Below are 22,785 nucleotides of genomic sequence, written 5' to 3'. Positions count from 1 at the left end.
CAGGTGAGAGATTCGTCACTTTGGGAAACGAATGGAAAATATCGCACCACCATGCGGGTGATTTTTTGTGGTAATCGTCCCACCCTGCTGTGTTATAATCATCTTACAAAGAGCCAATCCAATCCCATATCCTGTAGCATTTGGTACTTTCCCTCGATAAAATCTGTCAAACAGGAATGGTAAATCTTCTTTTTCAAAACCCGCACCGCTGTCGTGGATGGCAATCTCGGTAAACAATGAATTGTCCGTGCAGACAATCTCAATCTTCCCATTCTCTCCTGCGCTTTCCATGCAATTTTTTAGAATGTTTTGAATTGCTTCCGAAAGCCAAGCAGAATCACCCTGAATAATTATCTTTTTCGGCACATCTATTTGCACAACAATATCGTGCAACTCCATTCGGATTAGAAACGGACGAAGTGCAGCGCATATCAAGTTATTTACATCTATCTGCTCACTTTGGAACACCACAATGCCAGCATCCAGGCGGGATAATTTCAACAATGAAGTAAGCAGCCAATCCATCTGTACAAACAATTCCTTTGTTTCCCGTATCAATGCTTTTCGTTCATTTTCGTCAGAGTTATTCTCTAACAATGACAGAATAAGGCTTACGGATGTAAGAGGGGTGCGGAGTTGGTGGGCTATGTCAGCCAGCGAATCGGCAAGATGTTCTTTTTCTTTTTTCAATGCGTCATTTTGTTCCCGAATACGCAACATCATTTTTGTTATCTCGCTTTGCAGAATGGAAAGTTCACCCTCGTCTGATTCACCAATATACAGATGATCAGCGTTATGAAGCACAAGATCAATTTGATCTGAAATCTTCGCAATACTTTTATATCTAGCTTTGGTAAAAGCAAAAAATACTGTTCCAAAGGTAACTGAAGAAGCAATGGCAAGGATTCCAGCCAACCTATTGATTGCAAATCCCAGCGTTACAGTGGCAACAACTATTAAGAAGAACAAAATGGCAAGCTGCCTAAACTCTCTATTCCGAAGCATACCCGTCCCCCAATCTATATCCTGTCCCACGAACTGTTATAATGATTTGCGGGCTTGCTGGATCATTCTCTATCTTCTCCCGTAAGCGTTTGATGTATACTGTCAATGTATTGTCATTGACAAACTCGCCCGCTGCGTCCCACAATTCGTCAAGCAGCCTGACCCTCGTGATAATACTTTTAGGGTTACTAATAAATATCAACAACAAACGATATTCTAAGGCTGAAAGAAAAACTTCACTGCCATCCTTTTTCACAACTCCACTTGCCATATCAACATGAAGCCCGCAGATTTCAAAAGCCGATGGAGAACGTCCGCTTTTTCGCAAGGCTGTTCTGATTCGTGCAATCAGTTCACGCGGACGAAAAGGCTTAGTGATATAGTCGTCTGCTCCAATGTTCAGCCCAGTAACAACACTTGATTCATCGCCGGAAGCTGTCAAAAAGATGACTGGGATATCTTGCTTTTCTTTGATTTCCGTACAAACCGTAAAGCCATTTCCATCAGGTAAAGAAATATCAATCAACGCCAAGTCAAATTTATTCCCAGCAAGCGTTGTAATGGCTTCACTCCTCGTAGTGGCGTGAGTAACTGTAAATCCCTCCGAGCGGAGCAGAAGCACAAGGTTTCTGGCAATTGCCTTATCATCCTCAACTAAAAATATCTGTTTCATTTATTTTCACCACCTTTACTTTACTGCTCTTGTATCGTCCGTCAGCCGGTTTTTCAGTGTCAATCAGAACAATCCATGTATTTCCTATTTTTTTATCTCCATTAATACGTCCAGCAGAACAATGGTACACTACCATTCTGTCTGTGATTCCCCAATTTTTCGCTGCTTCTTTTGTAGTTATATAATCCACGCATAACACCTCTATAATTTTATTATATTTCTTTCGACGGAAATATACAAACCGAGGTATAAAAATAGCAAGAAAAAAGACGCTCATTTCTGAACATCTAAACAAGAGAAGAATAGGTATCATTTTAACGGTACCCCTTTGATTCTTGACCTTTATTTTATTGTATCCCCACACTCTATATCAACTACCACAGAAACATTGATATAGTTCTTAATGACCTTATTTCTGATTTTATCCCATCACCAGTGAAAATAATATATTTGAAAAAGTTCCTAAAACAAAGGATTTCTACGTATCTGCTCGTTGTAACAACACACAGCACTCCACATGACTAGTTTGTGGGAACATATCTACCGGCTGAATTTCAATAATCTTGTATCCTTTTTCATCTAAGATTTTTAAATCTCTAGATAATGTACTTGGATCACATGAAACATAAACCACTCTTTCTGGTTTAACTTCTCCAATTGCCTCTAATAATTTAATGTCACAACCCTTTCTTGGTGGATCTACAACTATTATATCAGCTTTTATTCCTTCATTTATAAGATTTGGAATTACTTCCTCAGACTTACCCACAAAAAATTCTGCATTATCCACATTATTAAGTTTAGCATTTTCTTTAGCGTTAATAATTGCAGGTTCTATTATCTCAACACCGTACACTTTTTTTGCTTTTTTAGATAAAAATAAAGTTATTGTTCCAGTTCCACAATATGCATCAAAAACAGTTTCATTGCCTGTTAACCCTGCATATTCTAATGCTTTATTATACAATATCTCAGTTTGAATTGGGTTAACCTGAAAAAATGATAATGGAGATATATTAAATTTAAATTCTCCTATGTAATCTTTAATAGTATCTTCACCATATAATGTTATACATTCTTCACCTAAAATAACATTTGTATTTTTAGAGTTTATACTTAATATTATACTTTTTATTCCTTTTATATTTTCTAATATTATATTTTTAAATTCATCTAATTTAGGAATGTTTGAAGTAGTAGCAACAAGAACAACCATTACTTCATCTGTTTTAAATCCTCTTCTTATCATTAAATGTTTTAAAATTCCGTTAGGATTAAATTCACCATCAATTGTTGAAGGTTCAATGTTATTTCTTTTAATCCATTCTTTAGTAAGCTTTGCCACTTCATCTGCAACTTTATCTTGAATTAAACAATAATCTAAATCTATTATGTTATGGCTTCTTGGAGCATAAAATCCAATTACAACTTCACCATTTACTTTTCCAATTGGAAGTTGAACTTTATTTCTATATCTATACGGATCAGCTTCCATTCCAATAGGATACTTAACTAAATCTTTAGATAATCCACCAATCTTCTCTATACAGTCTTTTACTCTTTCCCATTTAAAATCTAATTGTTTTTTATAAGTCATATGTTGAATTGAACATCCACCACATCTTTTATAATTTGAACATTTAGGTTCTTCTCTATCTTCTGATGAATTAAGTATTTTTTCTATCTTACCATATGCATAATTTTTCTTAACTTTTATAATTTTTGTTTTAACTTTTTCACCTTGTAAGGCTCCTTGAATAAATACAGGATACCCCTCTATTTTAGCTACTCCTTCGCCTTCATATCCTTGTGATAATATATCTAAAATGTATTCTTTATTTTTTTCTATCAACTTAAAATCCACCTTTATTTAATTATAACTTCTATAAATTATATCACATTATAAGTTTTATATAATAGCTTAATTAACAAACCTTTGAGTTTTATATTTCCTTACTAATTATATATTTAATTATTCATCCATAGTAAACAAATATTCATTAGTAGAAAAATCTCTAAGGCTAATATGAATTAGTAGATTTATATATAATCATATATATGCTAGAAAAAACTTTATAAAAAATATTATTTTACAAAAGTTTCACACATAGCCTTAAACTGATCATTTTTATCAACAGAAATAGCTACATTTCTTGATTCACATTTTCCTGAAGAATTAAAAAAACAATTTACTGCCTGACAATTAATTTGAGGATTCATCTTTACTTCATCCATAGAAGAAAATAATTGCATTACTTCTCCAACATAATTAGTATTAGCAAGTGCCTTTACTTGGTTAATGAATTTATTTGATTTATAACTGGAACATTTTGTTTCTAAAGTCGTTGTTGAATCATTTCCTTCAATTAATATATATCCTGCTTGACACATTCCTGCTTCATTATGTACGCAACTCATGGCTGCACAATTTAACATAGTCATAATTATCACTCTTTCTTATATTTTCCTTATGACTTATTTTGCTCCATTATAATAAAACTTATTCTTTGCTCAGTCCACTTTACTTATTCACATGTCAACACACTAAAAAACCATAAAAAAAGGCACCCCTAAGGGTGCAAATAGAGAATCAGTTGCCAATTAATTCCTTATTATAATTATTGTCTAATACAATAAATAATATACATTCTATCATAGCATAATATAATTATTTTGTAAATTATTTGTAAATGATTTTTACATTTAATTATTTAACTAAAATTATTTGTAAAATAATTAATAAAAAGAATAAAAAAGCTCTCGAATAAAATCGAAAGCTTTTTTATTATAAATTTATTATTCGCCTACTACGCTAACTTTTAATAGGTTAGTTGTTCCTGTTTTATCAACTGGAACTCCAGCAGCTAAAACTACTGTATCACCATTTTTAACATAGTTATGTTCTTTTGCTATTTCAACTGATTTTACCATCATTTCGTCAGTTGAAGACATTTTATCAGCAACTATTGGATAAACTCCCCATGAGAATGCTAATTGTTTTGCTACTACTTCATCTGGAGTAACAGCTATGATTGTACAATCTGGTCTAGATTTAGATATTCTCTTAGCAGTAGCTCCTGTTTGAGTTGAAGAAATTATAGCAGTTGCTTCTAATTCATTAGCTGCATTACATGCTGCTCTTGAAATTACTTCTGACATAGAAGATTTGTTGTTAGAGTAAGCAACTTTATGAGCTAATTGTTTTTCAGTTTCTTCAGCAATTTTAGCCATAGTTCTAACAGCTTCTACTGGGTAAGTTCCGTTAGCACTTTCTCCTGATAACATTATAGCATCTGTACCATCTAAGATAGCATTAGCTACGTCTGAAACTTCAGCTCTTGTTGGTCTTGGATTTCTGATCATAGAATCTAACATTTGAGTTGCAGTAACAACTGGCTTTCCAGCTGCATTACATTTTTGGATGATCATTTTTTGAACTGCTGGTACTTGTTCTATTGGAATTTCAACACCAAGATCTCCTCTAGCTACCATTACAGCATCAGAGATTTCTAAGATTGAATCGATGTTATCAACACCTTCTTGGTTTTCAATTTTAGGGCAGATTAAGATGTTCTTTCCACCATTTTCATCAAGAACTTTTCTTATAGCTACTACGTCAGCTGCTTTTCTTACGAATGAAGCTGCTATCATAGTAACTCCCATTTCACAACCAAATATTAAATCTGATTTATCTTTTTCTGTAAGAGCTGGTAATTGAATTGAAACTCCTGGTACATTTACACCTTTATGAGTTCCAACTAATCCAGTATTTTGAACTTCACAGATAACTGCGTTTCCTTTTACTGATTTAACAGTTAATCCTACTAAACCGTCATCTATTAAGATTGTGTTTCCTGGCTTAACATCATTAGCTAATCCTTCATAAGTAACTGCACATTTTGTAGTGTCTCCAACTACTGACATGTCTCCTGCATATACTGTAAATTCTGTACCCTTAACTAATTCAACTTTGTTTGGTTCGAATTTTCCAGTTCTTATTTCTGGTCCTTTTGTATCAAGAATGATAGCTATTTCTTTATCAAGTTTCTTTGATAATTCTTTAACTTTTTCTATTCTTCCTCTATGTTCTTCGTGATCACCATGTGAAAAGTTATGTCTTGAAGCATTCATTCCTGCTAACATTACTTGTTCTAATATTTCTCTGTCTTCACTTGCTGGTCCAATAGTACAAATCATTTTAGTCTTTCTCATGTAAGTACACTCCTCTTTATTCTAATTAGTTTATAAAAATTTATATAAATAAAAATTTATTAGCGTGATAATACTTCTGCTACATTATATAGATCTATATCGAATTTGCTTTCCATAGCTAATGCTTCATCTATATCTTGGTCTATAATTTGATTATCTCTAATTCCTATTACTCTTGAAGTTTCTCCTTGTAGAAGAACATCTACTGCTCTAGCTCCTAATCTTGAAGCTAAAACTCTATCGGAAGCTGATGGTGCTCCACCTCTTTGAATATGACCTAAAATTGTAGCTCTTGCTTCTATTCCTGTTAATTCTTGAACATATTTTGATAGTTCTTCTGCTCCACCAATTCCTTCTGCAAGAATAACTATACTATGAGTTTTTCCATGGTTTTTACCTTCTAATATAGTTCTGCAAAGAGCATCTCTATCGAAGTCACCCATTTCTGGAACTATTATAGCTTCTGCTCCACTTGATATACCAGCATGAAGAGCTAAATCTCCACAATCTCTTCCCATAACTTCAATTATTGAAACTCTTTCATGAGAAGTTGATGTATCTCTTATTTTATTTATTGCATCAACAATAGTATTTAATGCTGTATCAAATCCTATTGTGAAATCAGTATAAGCTAAATCATTATCTATTGTTCCTGGTAATCCTATAGTCTTGATTCCTAGTTTTGATAGTAACTTGGCTCCCATGAAAGATCCATCTCCACCAATAACAACTAAAGCATCTACACCATAAGCATTTAGTATTTTAACTGCTCTTTTTCTTACCTCTTCATCTTTGAACTCTGGGCATCTAGCAGTTCTTAGGATTGTTCCACCTCTTTGAATAATATCAGATACTGATGTTCTATTCATTGCAAATAGCTCACCATTAAGTAATCCACTGTAGCCTCTTTGAACTCCCATAACTTCAAGTCCTTTATCAATGGCTGTTCTTACTACTGCTCTTATAGCGGCATTCATTCCTGGGGCATCTCCACCACTTGTTAAAATAGCTATTTTCTTCATAATATATTCCTCCTTAAAAAACAACTAGGACACCCAAAGTCCTACCTGCGCATAGTTTATGCATATCTTATTAACCACTAACAATTGTACATAAAAATGTAATATTTATCAATCATATTTAGATAAGTTTTGATATTAATATATTTTTATCTAAAAAATCCATAACATATTTAGTGATTTTTTAGACAATATTATATATAATTCTTTATTTATCATGATAATTATTAAATAAAATAGTGTTAACATATTAGATTATATACTAATTTTATATATTTTTAAATAACACTCAACTTATATTATAACCAAGTAAAATTAAAATCATATACTATTATGATTATTTTTTATTTTACACTATTAGATATTATACCCTTAATAACTATAATTCTATCACTTTTACATTTTCATCTCCAACAAATTTTCTTAGTAAATCTAAAGATTCTTCATTCATATCTATCCATCTATCTCTTGGAACTCTAAACTGCTGTCTTTGCTCTGCTGCAAAAATATAAATAGGTGTATCACCTTTATAATTTTTTATTAAGTCCTTTAAATTTAAACTTAATTCTTTTGCTTTAATAGTATTTTGTACTCTTAAATATATTTTAGAAGCATTTATTTTTTCCAAAGGTTCTATACTTTCACATATTAATTTAGGCAACTCATCTGTTTTTAGACTTATTCTACCTTTAATTATTACTAGATCGTCCTCATTGCATAGTTCTCTAACTCTATCTAATACTTTTGGAAAAACTATAACCTCTATGGTTCCAGTTAAATCTTCTAATTGTAAAAATGCCATAATTGTGTTATTTCTTGTAACTTTTTTATTCACTTGTGTTAATATTCCACCAAGAATCACTCTATCATTATCATTAATTCCAGATTCATTATTAATAATAACATCATCTAGCATTGGAATTTCTAAAGTATCATCTAATAACTCATGATGTGAAAATATTTTTCCTATTTCATTTGAAGTTTGAAATTTTAAACTTTGTGCATAATCATCTAATGGATGACCTGATATATATAATCCCGTCATCTCTTTTTCCATTGTTAATAATGAACGTTTATCAAATTCATTTATATTTGGATATTCTATTTCTGGTACATAAATATCATCTGATGCAAACAAACTTATTTGTCCATCTATATTTCTTTTTCTATCACTTGAAATACTATCAACCATTTTTTCATATACAGCCAATAATTTTGATCTATATATCTTAAAGCTATCAAATGTTCCTGATTTTATTAAACTTTCAATAGTTCTTTTGTTTATAGCAGATAAATCTATCTTACTAATGAAATCAAATAATGAATCAAATTTACCTTTATTCTCTCTTGTTTTCACAACACTATTTATTAAATTCATACCAACATTTTTTATAGCTGCCAAACCGAATCTGATAGTTTCTCCTTTAACAGTAAATTTAGCAAAACTTTCATTTATATCTGGTGGAAGTACTTGTATACCCAATTCTTCAGCTTTCGAAATATAATATACTACTTTTTCACTACTTCCCATAAATGAATTTAACATGGCTGCTATCATTTCTACAGGATAATATTTCATTAAATATGCAGTTTGATATCCAACTACTGCATATGCTGCTGCATGGGATTTATTAAATGCATACGAAGCAAAATCCATCATATTATCAAAGATCTTATTTGCTGCTTCTTCACTAATTCCATTTCTAATACATCCTGGAACTACCACTTCATCATTTTCTATAATTCCATGAATGAAATTCTTTCTTTCTTCTTCCATGACTTTATGTTTCTTCTTTGACATGGCTCTTCTAACCATATCACTTCGTCCCATAGAATATCCTGCTAGCTTTCTAACTATCTCCATAACTTGCTCTTGATATACCATTACTCCATACGTTACATCTAGTATTTCCTCTAGTTCTGGTGCATCATATTTGACTTTCTCAGGATTTCTCTTACATTCTATATATCTTGGTATTTCAGCCATTGGACCTGGTCTATATAATGAAATTCCGGCAATTATATCTTCTAAAGAATCAGGCTTTAATTCTTTCATGAATGATACCATTCCAGGAGATTCTAATTGGAATACTCCCGCAGTCTTCCCTTCCCCTATCATCTTATAAACTTCTTTATCGTCAAAATCGATTTTATCTAAATCTATATCTATATTTCTATTTTCTTTTATAATTTTAAGTGCCTCATTCATTACAGTTAATGTTCTAAGACCTAAGAAATCCATTTTCAATAATCCTAGTTCTTCTAATGTAGTCATTCCAAATTGAGTTACTATCATTTCATCATTTTTTTGTAAAGGTACGTATTGAACCAATGGCGTTGATGCAATAACTACACCAGCTGCATGAGTTGATGAATGTCTTGGAAGTCCTTCTAAGTCCTTTGACATATCTATTAATGACTTAACTCTTTCGTCTTTATCATATATCTCTTTAAGTTCAGGATTAAAATCAAGTGCCTTTTCTATAGTTATACCAAGCATTGTAGGTATCATTTTACATATCTTATCAACTTCACTATAGCTATAATTCATAGCTCTACCTACATCCCTAATACATGCTCTAGCTGCCATTGTTCCAAAGGTTATAATTTGAGATACATTATCTTCTCCATACTTTTCTACTACATAATCTATTACTTCCTGTCTTCTCTCATAGCAAAAGTCACTATCTATATCAGGCATAGATACTCTTTCGGGATTTAAGAATCTTTCAAATATTAGACTATACTTTATTGGATCTATCTTCGTTATTCCTAATGTATATGCAATTATTGAGCCAGCGGCGCTACCACGCCCAGGTCCTGTTGGTATTCCATTATCATTAGCAAATTTAATAAAATCCCAAACAATTAGGAAATAATCAATATATCCCATTTGTTTTATTATCTGAAGCTCATATTCAAGCCTATCTATAAGATCTTTTGCAGAATCATTTTTAGATTTTAAGTCATCTAATTTAGCATAATCTAGATCCTTCCCCCTAAACTCTTTAAATTCCTCATATCTCTCTATTAATCCCATATAACAAGTATTCTTCAAATAATTATAAGGTTCTTCACCTTCTGGTAATGGAAATTTAGGTAACTTAGATTCATGGAATTTATATTCATAATTACACTGCTTAGAAATTTTCACAGTATTCTCTAATGCTTCAGGTATGTAAGAAAACATTTCCCACATTTCTTCAGGAGATTTTAAATAGAACTGGTCTGAAGGATATCTTCTTCTATTAACATCATCCACAGTTTTTCCTGTTTGAATACACATTAATATGTCATGTGATTTATAACCATCTTTTTTTATGTAATGAACATCATTAGTTGCTACTAATGGTATTCCTAATTCTTTAGATAACTTTATATTTTCTTCATTTACTTTTCTTTGTTCATCCATGCCATGATTTTGAATTTCTAAATAGAAATCCTCTTTAAATATTTCTTTATATAAAAGTGCTGTTTCTTTAGCCTTTTCATAGTTACCTTTCAACTCATAAGATTGCACTTCTCCGCCTAAACAAGCGCTAAGAGCTATTAGCCCTTCACTATGTGCCTTTAAATACTCGTGATCCACTCTAGGCTTATAATAGAACCCTTCTATTGATGCTGTAGATACTATCTTCATTAAATTTCTATAGCCAATCTCATTTTTTACTAACAAAACCAAATGATATGTTGAATTATCTTTATCAGGTTGCTTTATTTTCATAGATTTTCCTGCAACATATACTTCACATCCAAGTATTGGTTTAATCCCATATTCAATGGCTGCTTTATAAAAATCTACAAGTCCATATAAAACTCCATGATCAGTTATAGCTATACTATTCATTCCAAGTTCTTTTGTTTTTGCCATGATTTCTTTTATTTTTCCCGATCCATCTAATAAACTATATCCAGTGTGAAGATGAAGATGAACAAAGTCTTTTCTTTCCTTATCAGCTATCCCTATTTCTTTCTCATTTTTAGTTGACATCATCTCAGTAATGTACCTCCTTTCCATAAAAATTAAATATATCTAATTATTTTTACTATTATCCTTATATTTTAATATCACATGCTCTTTACTTTCCTCTAAAAATATTTCTAAGTAAGCTAATTTTTGAAAGCAAAAATCTTCAATTTGCTTTTCACTAGATTCTCTCTGATAATAATCATGAGTGTATCTATTTCTTAACTTCACTGCCATAGATAAACAGTTCTTTAGATTTTTATCAAAAAATCCCTCATTAAAAGCTTGTTCTATTAATTTTAATGAAGTTGTAGTACTATTCACTCTTCCATCGTTAATGATTATATAACTTTCGCACATATCAATAATATATTCACAGAAATCTTGAAAAAATGCAAACATAGCTCTTCTAATTATTTTACTATTAGTGTTTTTATATTGATTAATAGATTCCTTTAAATCACTTAAGTTATTATAAGCAGCCTTATATTTTTCTAAGAACTTTTCTTTTTTATACTTATAGTAAGGACTCATCTATCACACCTCCAAAATAACTATACTGTTCATCTATCTTTAAAATCTTCTCCAATCGTTCATTATTTCTAACAAATTTTAAAACATAGTGTTGAAAATCATACCATGCTTCTTCATCAACTATATATTTATTATTACTATCTACTGCAATCCTTGCATACTTGCTTTCGAATTCCTTAAATAATATAAATGTAAGATGAATTTTATCATAATTATAGTATTCCATTGCTAATTCTACAAGTTCCTCTTCAATATCTAATGTATCAAGAAAACTAATGTTTGATTTTACAATCACAGCTAAATCAATATCACTTCTATCCCTTATCCAATATTCAGTTCCGTAACTACCAAATTGAGCTATACACACAATACTATTAAATTCTCTAAGCTTATTTAAAAATTCAACTTTTTCCAAAAAGTAATCACCACCTATATATAATTATAGACTAACAATATTAATTCTTAAACCAAAACACTAACTTTAGTAAAATTCTTTTATAATACAATATGCGTAAAATAAGTGTATTGTATAATTAATTTAAGAGGTGTTAAATATGCGTAAATTAATTCCTATTAGTATTATAGCCATACTACTAATTTCATATATCAATTATAACAATATTAATAGATTTCCTAACGAAATTCCTACCGTAAAATTAATTATAAATGAAAAAAACTACAATACTAAGATGGAGAAAGCTACGTTAGATACAAAGCATCTAACGTAGCTTTTATTAAATTCATTCTAAAAATCTAATGACTTACTACATTCTACATAAGGTCCAACAACCTTTTTAACTTTTTCCACATGATATTCATTAATATCATAAGCTAAACAGTCTTCCTTAGAGTCGAATCTAGTTATAATTCCAATATCAAAGCTTCTTTCACTTCTTATAACATCAACACCAACTTCTAATTCCTTAAGTTCTTCAATCTTTCCATTCATACTTAATAAAGCTTCCTCAACAAACTTTATATTTTCCTTAGTTGGGTCCTTTAATTTAAAAAATACTATATGTGTAAACATAAATTCACCATCCCTTTTAGTATATATTTTTATATTTAGCTATATTTTAAGTGAATTTGATATTTTAGCATAATGGCGTAGTGGCATTGGAATTTGCTTTTTAGAACTCTTAATAGATATTTGTTGAATTAATTGCTTGTCACAATTTTACATTGGGAGCATGCATTAATTGGACTAGTATCTATTTTAGAGTTCTTAAAGTAAATTCCTCAGTCCACGAGCTTTATACTAAAATATCAGCACCCCTTTAAAACATAGCATTTCTTTTAGTTTCCGGTTCTTAATTCTTCTGCTATTTTCTCAATTTTTCTTAGTCTATGATTTATTCCAGACTTCCCAACTTTTGGATCAAGCATTTGTCCTAATTCCTTTAATGACTCATCTGGATAATTTAATCTTAATTCTGCTACTTCTCTAAGATTTTGTGGTAATCTTTGTAATCCTATTTTATTTTGAATTAATCTAATACTTTCAACTTGTCTAACTGCAGCGTTAACTGTTTTAGATAAATTAGCAGTTTCACAATTAACGAGTCTATTGACATTATTTCTCATTTCCTTCATTATACGTATATTTTCAAGTTCTAATAGAGATGCATGAGCACCAATTATATTAAGTAAGTCTACAATTTGTTCTCCTTCTTTAATATAAATTATATGACTACTTTTTCTTTGGATAACTTTAGAATTCAATCCAAAAGTATTTATAATATCCTTTAAATCTATAGCATATTCTTCACTATGAGTAACAAATTCTAAGTGATATGTTCTTTCTGGATTACTTATACTTCCACCACCAATAAAAGCACCTCTTATATAGGCTCTTCTGTTCTCTTCTGTTTCAATCATACTCTTATTAATTCGGTAATTTAAGTTCATTATGCCATCAATATCTTGTAGTATTCCAGTCTCGTATAATAGCTCTCTAACACCCATATCTTCTGAAATAACAACCATATAAATATTATTCTTTTTTAGAGAATTACTTTTTTTAACCATAAGCTTTGAGTGTATATTAAAATGTTCTTTTAAGAGAGTAAATATTAGTCTTGCACTTGCTGGATTTTCTGTGGTCATTTTGAAGCTTAAACCACTTCCACTAAAAGCTATGGTTCCACTCACTTTCATTATTGCAGATATTTCTGCTAATGCATCTTCTTTACACATATCCACATATCTACATATTTCGCCTTTAACTTTAGATGAAAATGACATCCTATTTCCCCTTATCTATAATTTTTTTAGAATTGATTTAGTTTTCTCTTCTTTTACTCTTTCTTTAATACGCTGAGATAAATACATATATTCTATTATCTTTTTCTTATCATATAGCAATTTCTTTTCCATAATAGTATCAACTAAAACTTGAGCTAATTTATCAGCATCATGCTTTATAAATCCCTTACTTATTTTAACTAAATTGTCACCAATTATTTTTATTCCTAAGTTATCTACAGCTTCACTATCTAGTTTAACTAATTCAGCATCTTCTAATTTATACTTTTCTTTTAATTCATTTTCCACTTCACCAACATTAGCAATAACATAATTCACTATATCTTTACCACCATATTTTTGTAACACCTTTAAGTGATCTGATACTTTAAACTTTGTAGTTTCACCTGGCTGTGTCATTATATTAGATATATAAAACTTTAATGCCTCGCTTTTTCTTACTTCTTTTGCTATATCTTTTACTAATAAATTAGGTATTATACTTGTATAAAGGCTTCCTGGTCCCATAACGATGGCATCAGCTTCTCTTATAGCTTCTATAGCTTCTTTTAATGGCTTTGCATTTTCAGGTATAATTCTAAAATTTCTTATTTTTGAATTTTGTTTTATAGCTTCTTCCGGTATTTGAGATTCTCCCCTAATCACTTTTCCATTTTTAAGGGTTGCTTCAAGTTCCATATTATCTAAAGTTACTGGAACAACTTTTCCTGTAACTGCTAATACAGAACTCATTTTTTGTACCGCTTCTTCAAAATTATCAGAAATTCCATCCATTGCTGCTAAAAATAAATTACCAAAGCTTTGGTTTTTCAGTTTTCCTTCTTTAAATCTATATTGAAGTAAATTCTCCATTATAGGCTCTGTATCTGCTAAAGCTAATATACAGTTTCTTATATCTCCTGGTGGAAGCATTCCTAAGTCTTCTCTTAAATCTCCGGATCCACCACCATCATCAGCAACTGTTACTATTGCAGTTATATTAGATGTATAGTACTTAAGTCCCCTAAGCATAGTAGAAAGGCCTGTTCCGCCTCCTATAACTACTATCTTAGGTCCCTTTATTAATAATCTCTTTTCCTCTATAAAACTTTCTATCTTTTTACTGTCAAAAGATACTTTTATATATCCTCTATTTACTAATGCTATTATTGATTTCATACTTTCAGTTACCGAAATATACAAAACAAAAATTCCTGTAATATTTAAAAATACATAAAATATTTTATAATATAAATCATATACTCTATGAGTTACTAATTCTGTAAATCCAAATGCAATTAATAATATCCCAAATATACCAAAGAAGAGCCACCTCTTAACTTTGATTCCCGGTTTAATTAATTCCTTTATCCTCATAGTTTCTTTTCTCCTCTATGAAGATCTTCACCAACATCTCTATGCTCTATCTTTGCTTTGTAATTTCCTTTATTTAATCTTTCATGAATCTCATTAGCAATTGCTACAGAACGATGTCTTCCCCCTGTGCATCCTATAGAGATTATAAGTTGTCTTTTTCCTTCTTTTATATAATTAGGTACTAAATATTCAAGCATATCTTGTAACTTTTCTATAAAAGTAATAGTTTCTTCCTGCTTTAATACATAGTCCTTTACTGATTTATCATTGCCTGAATATTGTTTAAGTTCAGGTATATAAAATGGATTTGGTATAAACCTTACATCAAATACTAAATCTGAATCCACTGGTATACCATATTTGAATCCAAAGCTTAATACAGTAATTGATAATTGCTTTTCTGATTCAATATTATCCCCATAATGTTCATTCATCTTTTCTCTTAAATCTCTTATAGCATATTTTGATGTATCAATTATTATATCTGCTCTGTCTTTAATTTCTCTTAATTTGCTTCTTTCTTGAATTATTCCATTTAAAACTCTACCATCTGGTGATAATGGATGACTTCTTCTTGATTCTTTAAACCTCTTTATAAGAACTTCATCTGAGGCATCTAAAAATAATATTTCATATTTAAATTCATTTTCCTTTAAGTAATTTAAAGTTTCAAATAAATCATCAAAGAAGACTCCTCCTCTTATATCAATTACTAATGCAACTTTATCAATTTTCCCATCGCTTTGAGAACATAACTCTGCAAATTTATTTATTAATTTAGGTGGCAAATTATCAACACAAAAATATCCTAAGTCTTCTAAACTTCTAGTTGCTTGTGTTTTACCTGCACCTGATAATCCTGTAACTATCACAAATCTCATCTAATAAGACCTCCTTATCTATAAACGATAACTTATTTAATAACTATCATCTTAAAATTATAACATATTATAGAGTATACATTGTAATAAAAAAAGTTCTATGACTATTTTTAATTAAATGTTTTATCAATATTATAAGAACAAAGTAGTTGTATCACGCCTTTTAGTTTAAAATAAAAAGATTAGAATTGAAAACTTGGGTTTAAAATCCTAAAAATTTTCTACTAAATATCTACTTTAAAAATTCCAATATAGAGTTTTTTTAGGCTCTGTTTTAAATGCATGTTGATATATGCAATAGGTAAAGTGGCATATATCAACACTCTGCTAAAACATAGCCTTTTTTAAAAATAAAGAACTCAAAAGNNNNCTTTTGAGTTCTTTATTTTTTTAAATATTATATGATTAATCTTCACCTATTATTCTAACTTCTGGATATAAATCTACATCAAATTGTTTCTTTACTTCTTTTTGAACATATTCTATTAAATCTAGAATATCCTTAGCTGTAGCATTCCCTTTGTTTATTATAAAACCACAATGTTTGCCTGATACAGCAGCTCCACCTAAAGTAAAACCTTTTAATCCTGCATCTTGAATTAACTTACCAGCAAAATGACCTTCAGGTCTTTTAAATGTGCTACCTGCAGATGGGAATTCTAAAGGTTGCTTTTCTTCTCTTTTGTTTGTTAATTCAGATACTCGTCCTTCAATCTTGTCTTTTTCTCCAGATTCAAAGCAGAAAGTCGCACTTATTACTATATAATTTTTTTTCATTATTATTGATGTTCTATAGCCTAATTTTAATTCCTCTTTTGACAGAGTTATTATATTTCCCTCTTCATCCATAACTTCTGCTTCTTTAATTACAAAAGAAACCTCTCCATCGTAAGCACCTGCATTCATAAATACAGCTCCACCTACACTACCTGGGATTCCACATGCAAATTCAAATCCAGTTAATGATGCTTTCAAAGCTTCAGCTGATACATCTTTTAATAACGCACCACTTTCTGCTTTTATTATATTTCCATCTCTAACTATATTATTAAATTCAGATAACTTTATAACAACTCCTCTTATTCCAGAATCTTTAACTAAAACATTAGATCCATTTCCTAGAACATAAAAAGGTATCTTATTTTCTTTACATATCTTTATTGTTTCTACTATTTGTTCTTTAGTATTTGGAGTTAAAAGTATATCTACTGGTCCCCCAACTCTAAAATTTATATGCTCACTCATTTTTGCATTTTCTTGCATTTGTGTATCTCTGTATAAATTGCTAAATAAAACTCTATAGTTTTTATTTTGATTCATGATAAAACTCCTCAAATACTTATATTGATTTTTTAAGTAAATATTATTATTTCCGTATTATTATAGCATAAATTATGAATTATGTTCATGTTTTTTAAAATAAGATATAATACTATCTGCAGCCTTATTATCTATTGATTCTGTAGATAATAATTCTTCTAATTTAGCATTTTTTATATTCTCAACACTTCCAAATTTCATAAGTAACGCTCTTCTTCTTTTTGCACCAATATTAGGTATATCTTCTAATATTGAATGTAGTGTTCTCTTATCTCTCAAACTTCTATGATATGTTATTGCGAATCTATGAACTTCATCTTGTACTCTTCTTATAAATTGCATAAGATTTGAGCTTCTATTTATAATAATCTCTTCGTTATTATAAATAATCCCTCTAGTTGAATGGTGATCATCTTTAACTAATCCGCATACAGGTATCTTTATATCCAACTTATTTAATACCTCTTTAGCTACATTAACTTGACCTTTTCCACCATCCATCATAATTAGATCTGGAAAATTAGAGAACTTTCCATTTGAAAACTTAAGATTTCTCTCTTGTATTTCTTTTACTTCTTTTAATCCATGAGTAAATCTTCTTTCTAAAATTTCTCTCATGCTATCATATTCATTACCATTTTTAACATATTTTATACTAAACCTTCTATAATCACTATTCTTGGCTTTTCCATTTTCAAAGACTATCATAGAACCAACTGAATCTACGCCTTGTATATTAGATATATCAAAAGACTCTATTCTATTTGGTATATCATCTAAATTCAAAAGTTCCTTCAGTTCTTCTAAACACCCTCTATTTATTTCCTTGTCCATTAATAACTTTTCTTTAAATTGTTCTAAAGTAAGCTTTGCATTATTTTTTACTAATTCTAACATTTCTTTTTTACTTCCCTTTTTAGGCACTTTAACATTAACTTTAGAACCTCTTTTTATTTTTAAAAATTCTTCTAAAATTTCAGTATCTTGTTCTTTAGGGATATAAATATGTTTAGGTACTTTAGGCGTTCCCCCATAAAAGGAAATCATAAACTGAGATAGAATACTACTTTCCTCTTGATATGTACTATTTTCCAATATAAAATGTTCTCTGCCAGTAACTTTTCCACCTCTAAGAAAGAATACTTGAACACAACAATCTTTTTCATCTTTATATAAATTAATAAAATCTTCGTCTCCTTCTTGAGATTTAAAGATTTTTTGTTTTTCTACTATATTATCTATAGCTATTATTTTATCCCTCAATGAAGCTGCCTTTTCAAATTCTAAGTTTTGTGAAGCATTCTCCATATCTTTTTGAAGTTTATTCACTAAATCTTTATTCTTTCCACTTAAAAGTTCCATTACTTCACTTATCATATTTCTATATTCTTCTTTAGATATGTATCCTGCACAAGGTGCATTGCATTTTTTTATATGATAATTTAAACATGGTCTAGTTGGATTACCACCTTCTGTTATAGCTTTCTTACATGTTCTTATTGGAAATATTTTTTTTATTAAGTTCATAGTTTCATAAACAGAAGCTATATTAGTGTATGGTCCAAAATATTTATTACCATCTTTTGCATATTTTCTAGTAATAAAAATTTTAGGAAATTCTTCGTTTATAGTAACTTTTATAAACGGGTAAAACTTATCATCCTTTAAAAGTATGTTATATCTTGGACTATATTTTTTTATTAGATTACATTCTAATATTAATGCTTCCATTTCTGAGTCAGTGATTATATATTCAAATTCTGCAATATTCTTTACCATAGCTTTTACTTTTTCAGAATGATTTTTTGAATTTTGAAAGTATTGTCTTACTCTATTTTTAAGTATTTTTGCTTTTCCAACATAAATAACTTCACCAAGAGAATTCTTCATTAAATATACCCCAGGCTTATCTGGTAAAATTTTAAGTTGATTTTTAAAGTCAAATATTATCATCACCTCCGCAAATTATATTTTTCTGTATTCTAATAATGTTGATATTATAATATACTATCGATATTACAATATCAACATTTAGTTAACGCTATGTCTAGATAGTGTTACATTATACACACCATCTAGACATAGCGTTAGTTAAATATATTTAATTTTAGCTTTGTTTTAAATATGTGTTAATTATGTAATAGATAAAATTGGACTATACTTATTCATATATAAACATAAATTTAAAACAGAACTTATTCTTTTATTTTTGATTTGATAATGCAGATTGTATAACTTCACCTGCAACTTGGGCTGCGACTCCTGATCCATATCCACCATTTTCAACAATAACAGCTATTGCAACTTTAGGATTATTCTCTGGTGCAAAACCTATGAACCATGAATGAGGTTTAGCATCTTGGCCATTTGGTAATTGATAATCTGCTGTTCCTGTTTTACCACAAGTTTCTGTACCTCTAAATATACTCCAACTACTATTTAATTTAGAATCAACTAAATTTTTCATATAATCTGTTATTATAGCAGCTTCATTTGCATCCATAACTTGTTTTAATTTTTCAGGATTTACTGTTTTTACTGTATTTCCATCCTTATCAATAACTTTATTAACTAATTTAGGTTTCATCATAGCTCCATCATTAGCTATTGTGCTAGATACTAAAGCCATTTGCATAGGCGTAGATAATATACTACTTTGACCTATTCCTGTTTGTGCTATACTTCCAACTTCATAACTTTTTAGTGTTGGAAATTGACTTTTTTGTATTGTAAATCCATCAGCTTCTATAGAATTATTAAATCCAAATTTTTCTGCTGTAGATTTCAATTTATCATTGCCTAATTCCATTGCTAAACCACCAAAGACAACGTTACTTGACACTCTAAATGCATTTTTTAAATCCAAGCTTCCATAAGCTGCTCCACCTGCATTGCTTAATGAATGACTATCATTGAATACAAGCTTACCATCATCTTGGAATTGTCTATTAGTTATTCCTGCTATATTTTCTAAAGCACTTGTAAGAGTCACTGTTTTAAATGTTGAGCCTGGTGGATATAATCCCCCAGTCGCTCTATTTATAAGTGGACTATCATCCGCACTTCCTTCATTAGCTGCTTTCATTGCTGCCTCTAAATTATTGGGATCATATGTTGGCTTTGATACCATTGCAAGAACTTCCCCTGTTTTAGGGTCTAATGCAACTACTGCACCTTTATTCTTTCCAAGAGCATCATAAGCTACCTTTTGAATATTGGTATTTAAAGTAGTTATTATACTATTACCTATTTTATTTTCTTCTTTTTTTCTCTGCTTAAAAGCATCCTTTAAATTATCCATTGAAAAATCTTTAGTTAAGTTTAAAAATGTATTACCAATAGAGCTATACTCTGATAATTCTTTATCATATGCTGCTTCTAGGCCTGTAGCTCTATATATTGGATCTACGTATCCTAAAGCATGAGTATATAAATCACCATATATATATTCTCTTTTCTGAGTAAGAGCATTATTCTTTTCACTTTTAGTTAAAGCATTGTCATTTCTATCATATATAGTTCCTCTAAGTACTTCATTTCTTCTTGCACTTAATCTTTTATTTCCTTGTTGCTCTGCTATTTTCGGAGCATTAAAAACTTGAAAATATGCTATATAAGAAATAAGAGCTACGAAACAAAATAGAAAAACTATCATCACTTTTTTTACACTATCTGAAATATCCTTCATAGTTAGTCCTCCTCTGATATTTTTTGCAGTATTGAAAGCGCAAAAAACATGGTTATAACTGAGGAACCACCATAACTAACAAGGGGTAAGGTTATACCTGTTAATGGTATTACCGCAAAAACCCCACCTATGATAACTAATACTTGACAAGCTATCATGGCACTAAAACCAACTGCAGTTAATTGAGAAAATCTATCTTTTATAAAAACAGCACTTCTCATTCCTCTATAGAACATTAAGAAATATATAATCATAACTCCAAGACCTATTATTATTCCAAGTTCTTCACAAATTACTGCAAATATAAAATCCGAAGTATTAACTGGAACAAATCCTGGATATCCTTGACCAAGACCACTGCCAAATAATCCTCCTGATGCTATAGCATACATTCCTTCAACTATCTGATATCCTTGACCAGTTGTATCACTCCAAGGATCTCTCCAAATTTCTACTCTTTGTCTCACATGACCAAATAACTTATAAGCAATAAAAGCACCTACTAAAAATAGAATTAAACTTATTATTACATATTTCTTTTTTCCTGTTCCAACATAAAGCATTGTAATTGCTATTCCAAAGAATATTAAAGCTGATCCTAAATCTTTTTGAAGAACCATACACCCTAATGAAAACATAACTACCAAAGCCGGTTCCCAAAGTTGTTTAAAATCCTCTTTTATATTATTTTTATCTTCATAGTTTTGAAGTGCTGCAGCAAGATACAGTACAAATGCTACCTTTCCAAATTCCGACGGTTGAAAGCCCATTCCTCCAATAAATACCCAGTTAGTAGCTCCATATATTTTCGAACCAAACATTAATGCTAATGGCATTAACATTAATGTTATAATTAAGAATACATTTTTATATTTTACAAACTCCCGTATATCAGGTATTGAAAGTACTATAAACATATATATTACAATCCCTGCTATAACCCATATTAATTGTTTTATAGCCACTGTAACATCTAATCTATATAATACAGCTATACCTATAACTGACAATATACATGAAAATATAAATAAAAATTTATCTCCATTAGGATAAAACTTATTCATTAAAATCTTAGCTACTGTTATTAACACACATATTATTGCACCCATATATATGGCACCCTTATCTATAGGATCTTTTAAAATTGCTAAATTCACAAAAAGAGCCATGCACAATATATAAGTTAATATCATTAACTTAGTATCACCTTTTCGTCTCACTATCTCACCTCATCCGCTAAATCTCTAGCTTAGAACTTTAAATGTAGAAGTACCTATTCTTATTTCATCTTTGTTAGATAACTTTTGTTTACCTTTTATTTTATTTCCGTTAACATAAGTCCCATTTGTACTATTTAAATCTTCAATAAACAATCCAGTATTTCTTACAAATACTCTCGCATGATTACCTGAAACGTGCTGATCCGAAAGGGAAATAGAATTTTCTTCTTTTCTTCCAACAGTTAAATCGTTTCTTATTGGAATTACCGAACCTTCTTTTAAATCAGTAGACTCGCCCGGTTTTAATACCTCTAAACCAAAATTACCTCTAGAATTAGTCGGTCTTCTTCTTCTTCCTCCACCTTTTATATCTTTATACATTATTTTTAATGCATAATAAATTATAAAATATAAAACCACAATGAAAATTGCTGCAAATATTCCTGCGGATATTTTTGAAAAATCCATAACTTCACCTCAATACATATTTACTACATCATAATAATGATTATACAACAAAAAGAGTAATTATGACATTATAAACATATCATTTTGTTTTTATCAGTAAAACGTACTATTTTATAATATTCCTATGTTTTCTATAATTATCAATTTATTTTCACATTATATTTAATATCATATTTA

General features: G+C 29.8%; 19 protein-coding genes. All 19 read right to left on the bottom strand.

Annotated elements, in window-relative coordinates; all coding sequences use genetic code 11:
• Positions 1–15: 15 nt before the first annotated feature.
• A complete protein-coding gene (locus NG918_RS00770; protein ID WP_252211646.1) occupies positions 16–1,005 on the bottom strand; it encodes a sensor histidine kinase in 990 nt (329 codons plus the stop codon).
• Positions 992–1,678 carry a response regulator transcription factor gene (locus tag NG918_RS00765; protein WP_252211645.1) on the bottom strand — a complete coding sequence of 229 codons (687 nt, stop codon included), beginning with the start codon at positions 1,676–1,678 and terminating at the stop codon, positions 992–994. Before NG918_RS00765 ends, NG918_RS00770 begins: the two co-directional genes overlap by 14 nt.
• Positions 1,656–1,955 carry a helix-turn-helix domain-containing protein gene (locus NG918_RS00760; RefSeq protein WP_502801301.1) on the bottom strand — a complete coding sequence of 100 codons (300 nt, stop codon included), beginning with the start codon at positions 1,953–1,955 and terminating at the stop codon, positions 1,656–1,658. Before NG918_RS00760 ends, NG918_RS00765 begins: the two co-directional genes overlap by 23 nt.
• 201 nt (positions 1,956–2,156) lie before the next feature.
• Entirely contained in the window at positions 2,157–3,530 is a 1,374-nt protein-coding gene (gene rlmD / locus NG918_RS00755) for a 23S rRNA (uracil(1939)-C(5))-methyltransferase RlmD (RefSeq protein WP_252211644.1), read from the bottom strand.
• Positions 3,531–3,763: 233 nt separating this feature from the next.
• Positions 3,764–4,120, bottom strand: coding sequence for a DUF1540 domain-containing protein (locus tag NG918_RS00750; RefSeq protein ID WP_252211643.1), 357 nt, complete (start codon positions 4,118–4,120; stop codon positions 3,764–3,766).
• Between the two features lie 354 nt (positions 4,121–4,474).
• Positions 4,475–5,890 carry a pyruvate kinase gene (gene pyk / locus NG918_RS00745; protein ID WP_252211642.1) on the bottom strand — a complete coding sequence of 472 codons (1,416 nt, stop codon included), beginning with the start codon at positions 5,888–5,890 and terminating at the stop codon, positions 4,475–4,477.
• A 59-nt stretch (positions 5,891–5,949) separates the two neighbouring features.
• The gene (gene pfkA, locus NG918_RS00740; RefSeq protein ID WP_252211641.1) at positions 5,950–6,912 is read right to left on the bottom strand and encodes a 6-phosphofructokinase; all 963 of its coding nucleotides are present in this window, start codon (positions 6,910–6,912) and stop codon (positions 5,950–5,952) included.
• Positions 6,913–7,288: 376 nt separating this feature from the next.
• Entirely contained in the window at positions 7,289–10,903 is a 3,615-nt protein-coding gene (locus NG918_RS00735) for a DNA polymerase III subunit alpha (RefSeq protein ID WP_252223995.1), read from the bottom strand.
• A 39-nt stretch (positions 10,904–10,942) separates the two neighbouring features.
• Positions 10,943–11,410 carry a HepT-like ribonuclease domain-containing protein gene (locus NG918_RS00730; RefSeq protein ID WP_252223993.1) on the bottom strand — a complete coding sequence of 156 codons (468 nt, stop codon included), beginning with the start codon at positions 11,408–11,410 and terminating at the stop codon, positions 10,943–10,945.
• On the bottom strand, positions 11,394–11,825 hold the full coding sequence (locus tag NG918_RS00725; RefSeq protein WP_252223991.1) for a nucleotidyltransferase domain-containing protein: 432 nt from the start codon (positions 11,823–11,825) through the stop codon (positions 11,394–11,396). Before NG918_RS00725 ends, NG918_RS00730 begins: the two co-directional genes overlap by 17 nt.
• Before the next feature lie 330 nt (positions 11,826–12,155).
• Positions 12,156–12,440 (bottom strand): Dabb family protein, encoded by a 285-nt coding sequence (locus tag NG918_RS00720; protein ID WP_252211638.1) that lies wholly within the window; start codon positions 12,438–12,440, stop codon positions 12,156–12,158.
• Positions 12,441–12,706: 266 nt separating this feature from the next.
• Positions 12,707–13,654 (bottom strand): DNA-binding protein WhiA, encoded by a 948-nt coding sequence (gene whiA, locus NG918_RS00715; protein ID WP_252223989.1) that lies wholly within the window; start codon positions 13,652–13,654, stop codon positions 12,707–12,709.
• A gap of 15 nt (positions 13,655–13,669) precedes the next feature.
• Positions 13,670–15,031: a gluconeogenesis morphogenetic factor MgfK gene (gene mgfK / locus NG918_RS00710; RefSeq protein ID WP_252211636.1), complete on the bottom strand. Its 1,362-nt coding sequence runs from the start codon at positions 15,029–15,031 to the stop codon at positions 13,670–13,672.
• Entirely contained in the window at positions 15,028–15,912 is an 885-nt protein-coding gene (rapZ, locus tag NG918_RS00705) for an RNase adapter RapZ (protein ID WP_252211635.1), read from the bottom strand. Before rapZ ends, mgfK begins: the two co-directional genes overlap by 4 nt.
• Positions 15,913–16,317: 405 nt before the next feature.
• The gene (gene murB, locus NG918_RS00700; protein WP_252211634.1) at positions 16,318–17,232 is read right to left on the bottom strand and encodes a UDP-N-acetylmuramate dehydrogenase; all 915 of its coding nucleotides are present in this window, start codon (positions 17,230–17,232) and stop codon (positions 16,318–16,320) included.
• A 72-nt stretch (positions 17,233–17,304) separates the two neighbouring features.
• On the bottom strand, positions 17,305–19,179 hold the full coding sequence (gene uvrC, locus NG918_RS00695; protein ID WP_252212088.1) for an excinuclease ABC subunit UvrC: 1,875 nt from the start codon (positions 19,177–19,179) through the stop codon (positions 17,305–17,307).
• A 256-nt stretch (positions 19,180–19,435) separates the two neighbouring features.
• Entirely contained in the window at positions 19,436–20,920 is a 1,485-nt protein-coding gene (locus NG918_RS00690) for a peptidoglycan D,D-transpeptidase FtsI family protein (protein WP_252211633.1), read from the bottom strand.
• Between the two features lie 2 nt (positions 20,921–20,922).
• Entirely contained in the window at positions 20,923–22,113 is a 1,191-nt protein-coding gene (locus NG918_RS00685; protein ID WP_252212086.1) for an FtsW/RodA/SpoVE family cell cycle protein, read from the bottom strand.
• 51 nt (positions 22,114–22,164) lie between these two features.
• Complete coding sequence (locus NG918_RS00680) at positions 22,165–22,608, bottom strand: FHA domain-containing protein (protein ID WP_252211632.1); 444 nt, start codon at positions 22,606–22,608, stop codon at positions 22,165–22,167.
• Positions 22,609–22,785 lie beyond the last annotated feature (177 nt).

Source organism: Clostridium sp. ZBS2, assembly GCF_023845855.1.
Classification (GTDB): domain Bacteria; phylum Bacillota; class Clostridia; order Clostridiales; family Clostridiaceae; genus Clostridium; species Clostridium aquiflavi.
The sequence above is the reverse complement of the archived record's forward strand: the minus strand, read 5'-3'. Positions and strand labels throughout refer to the sequence as shown.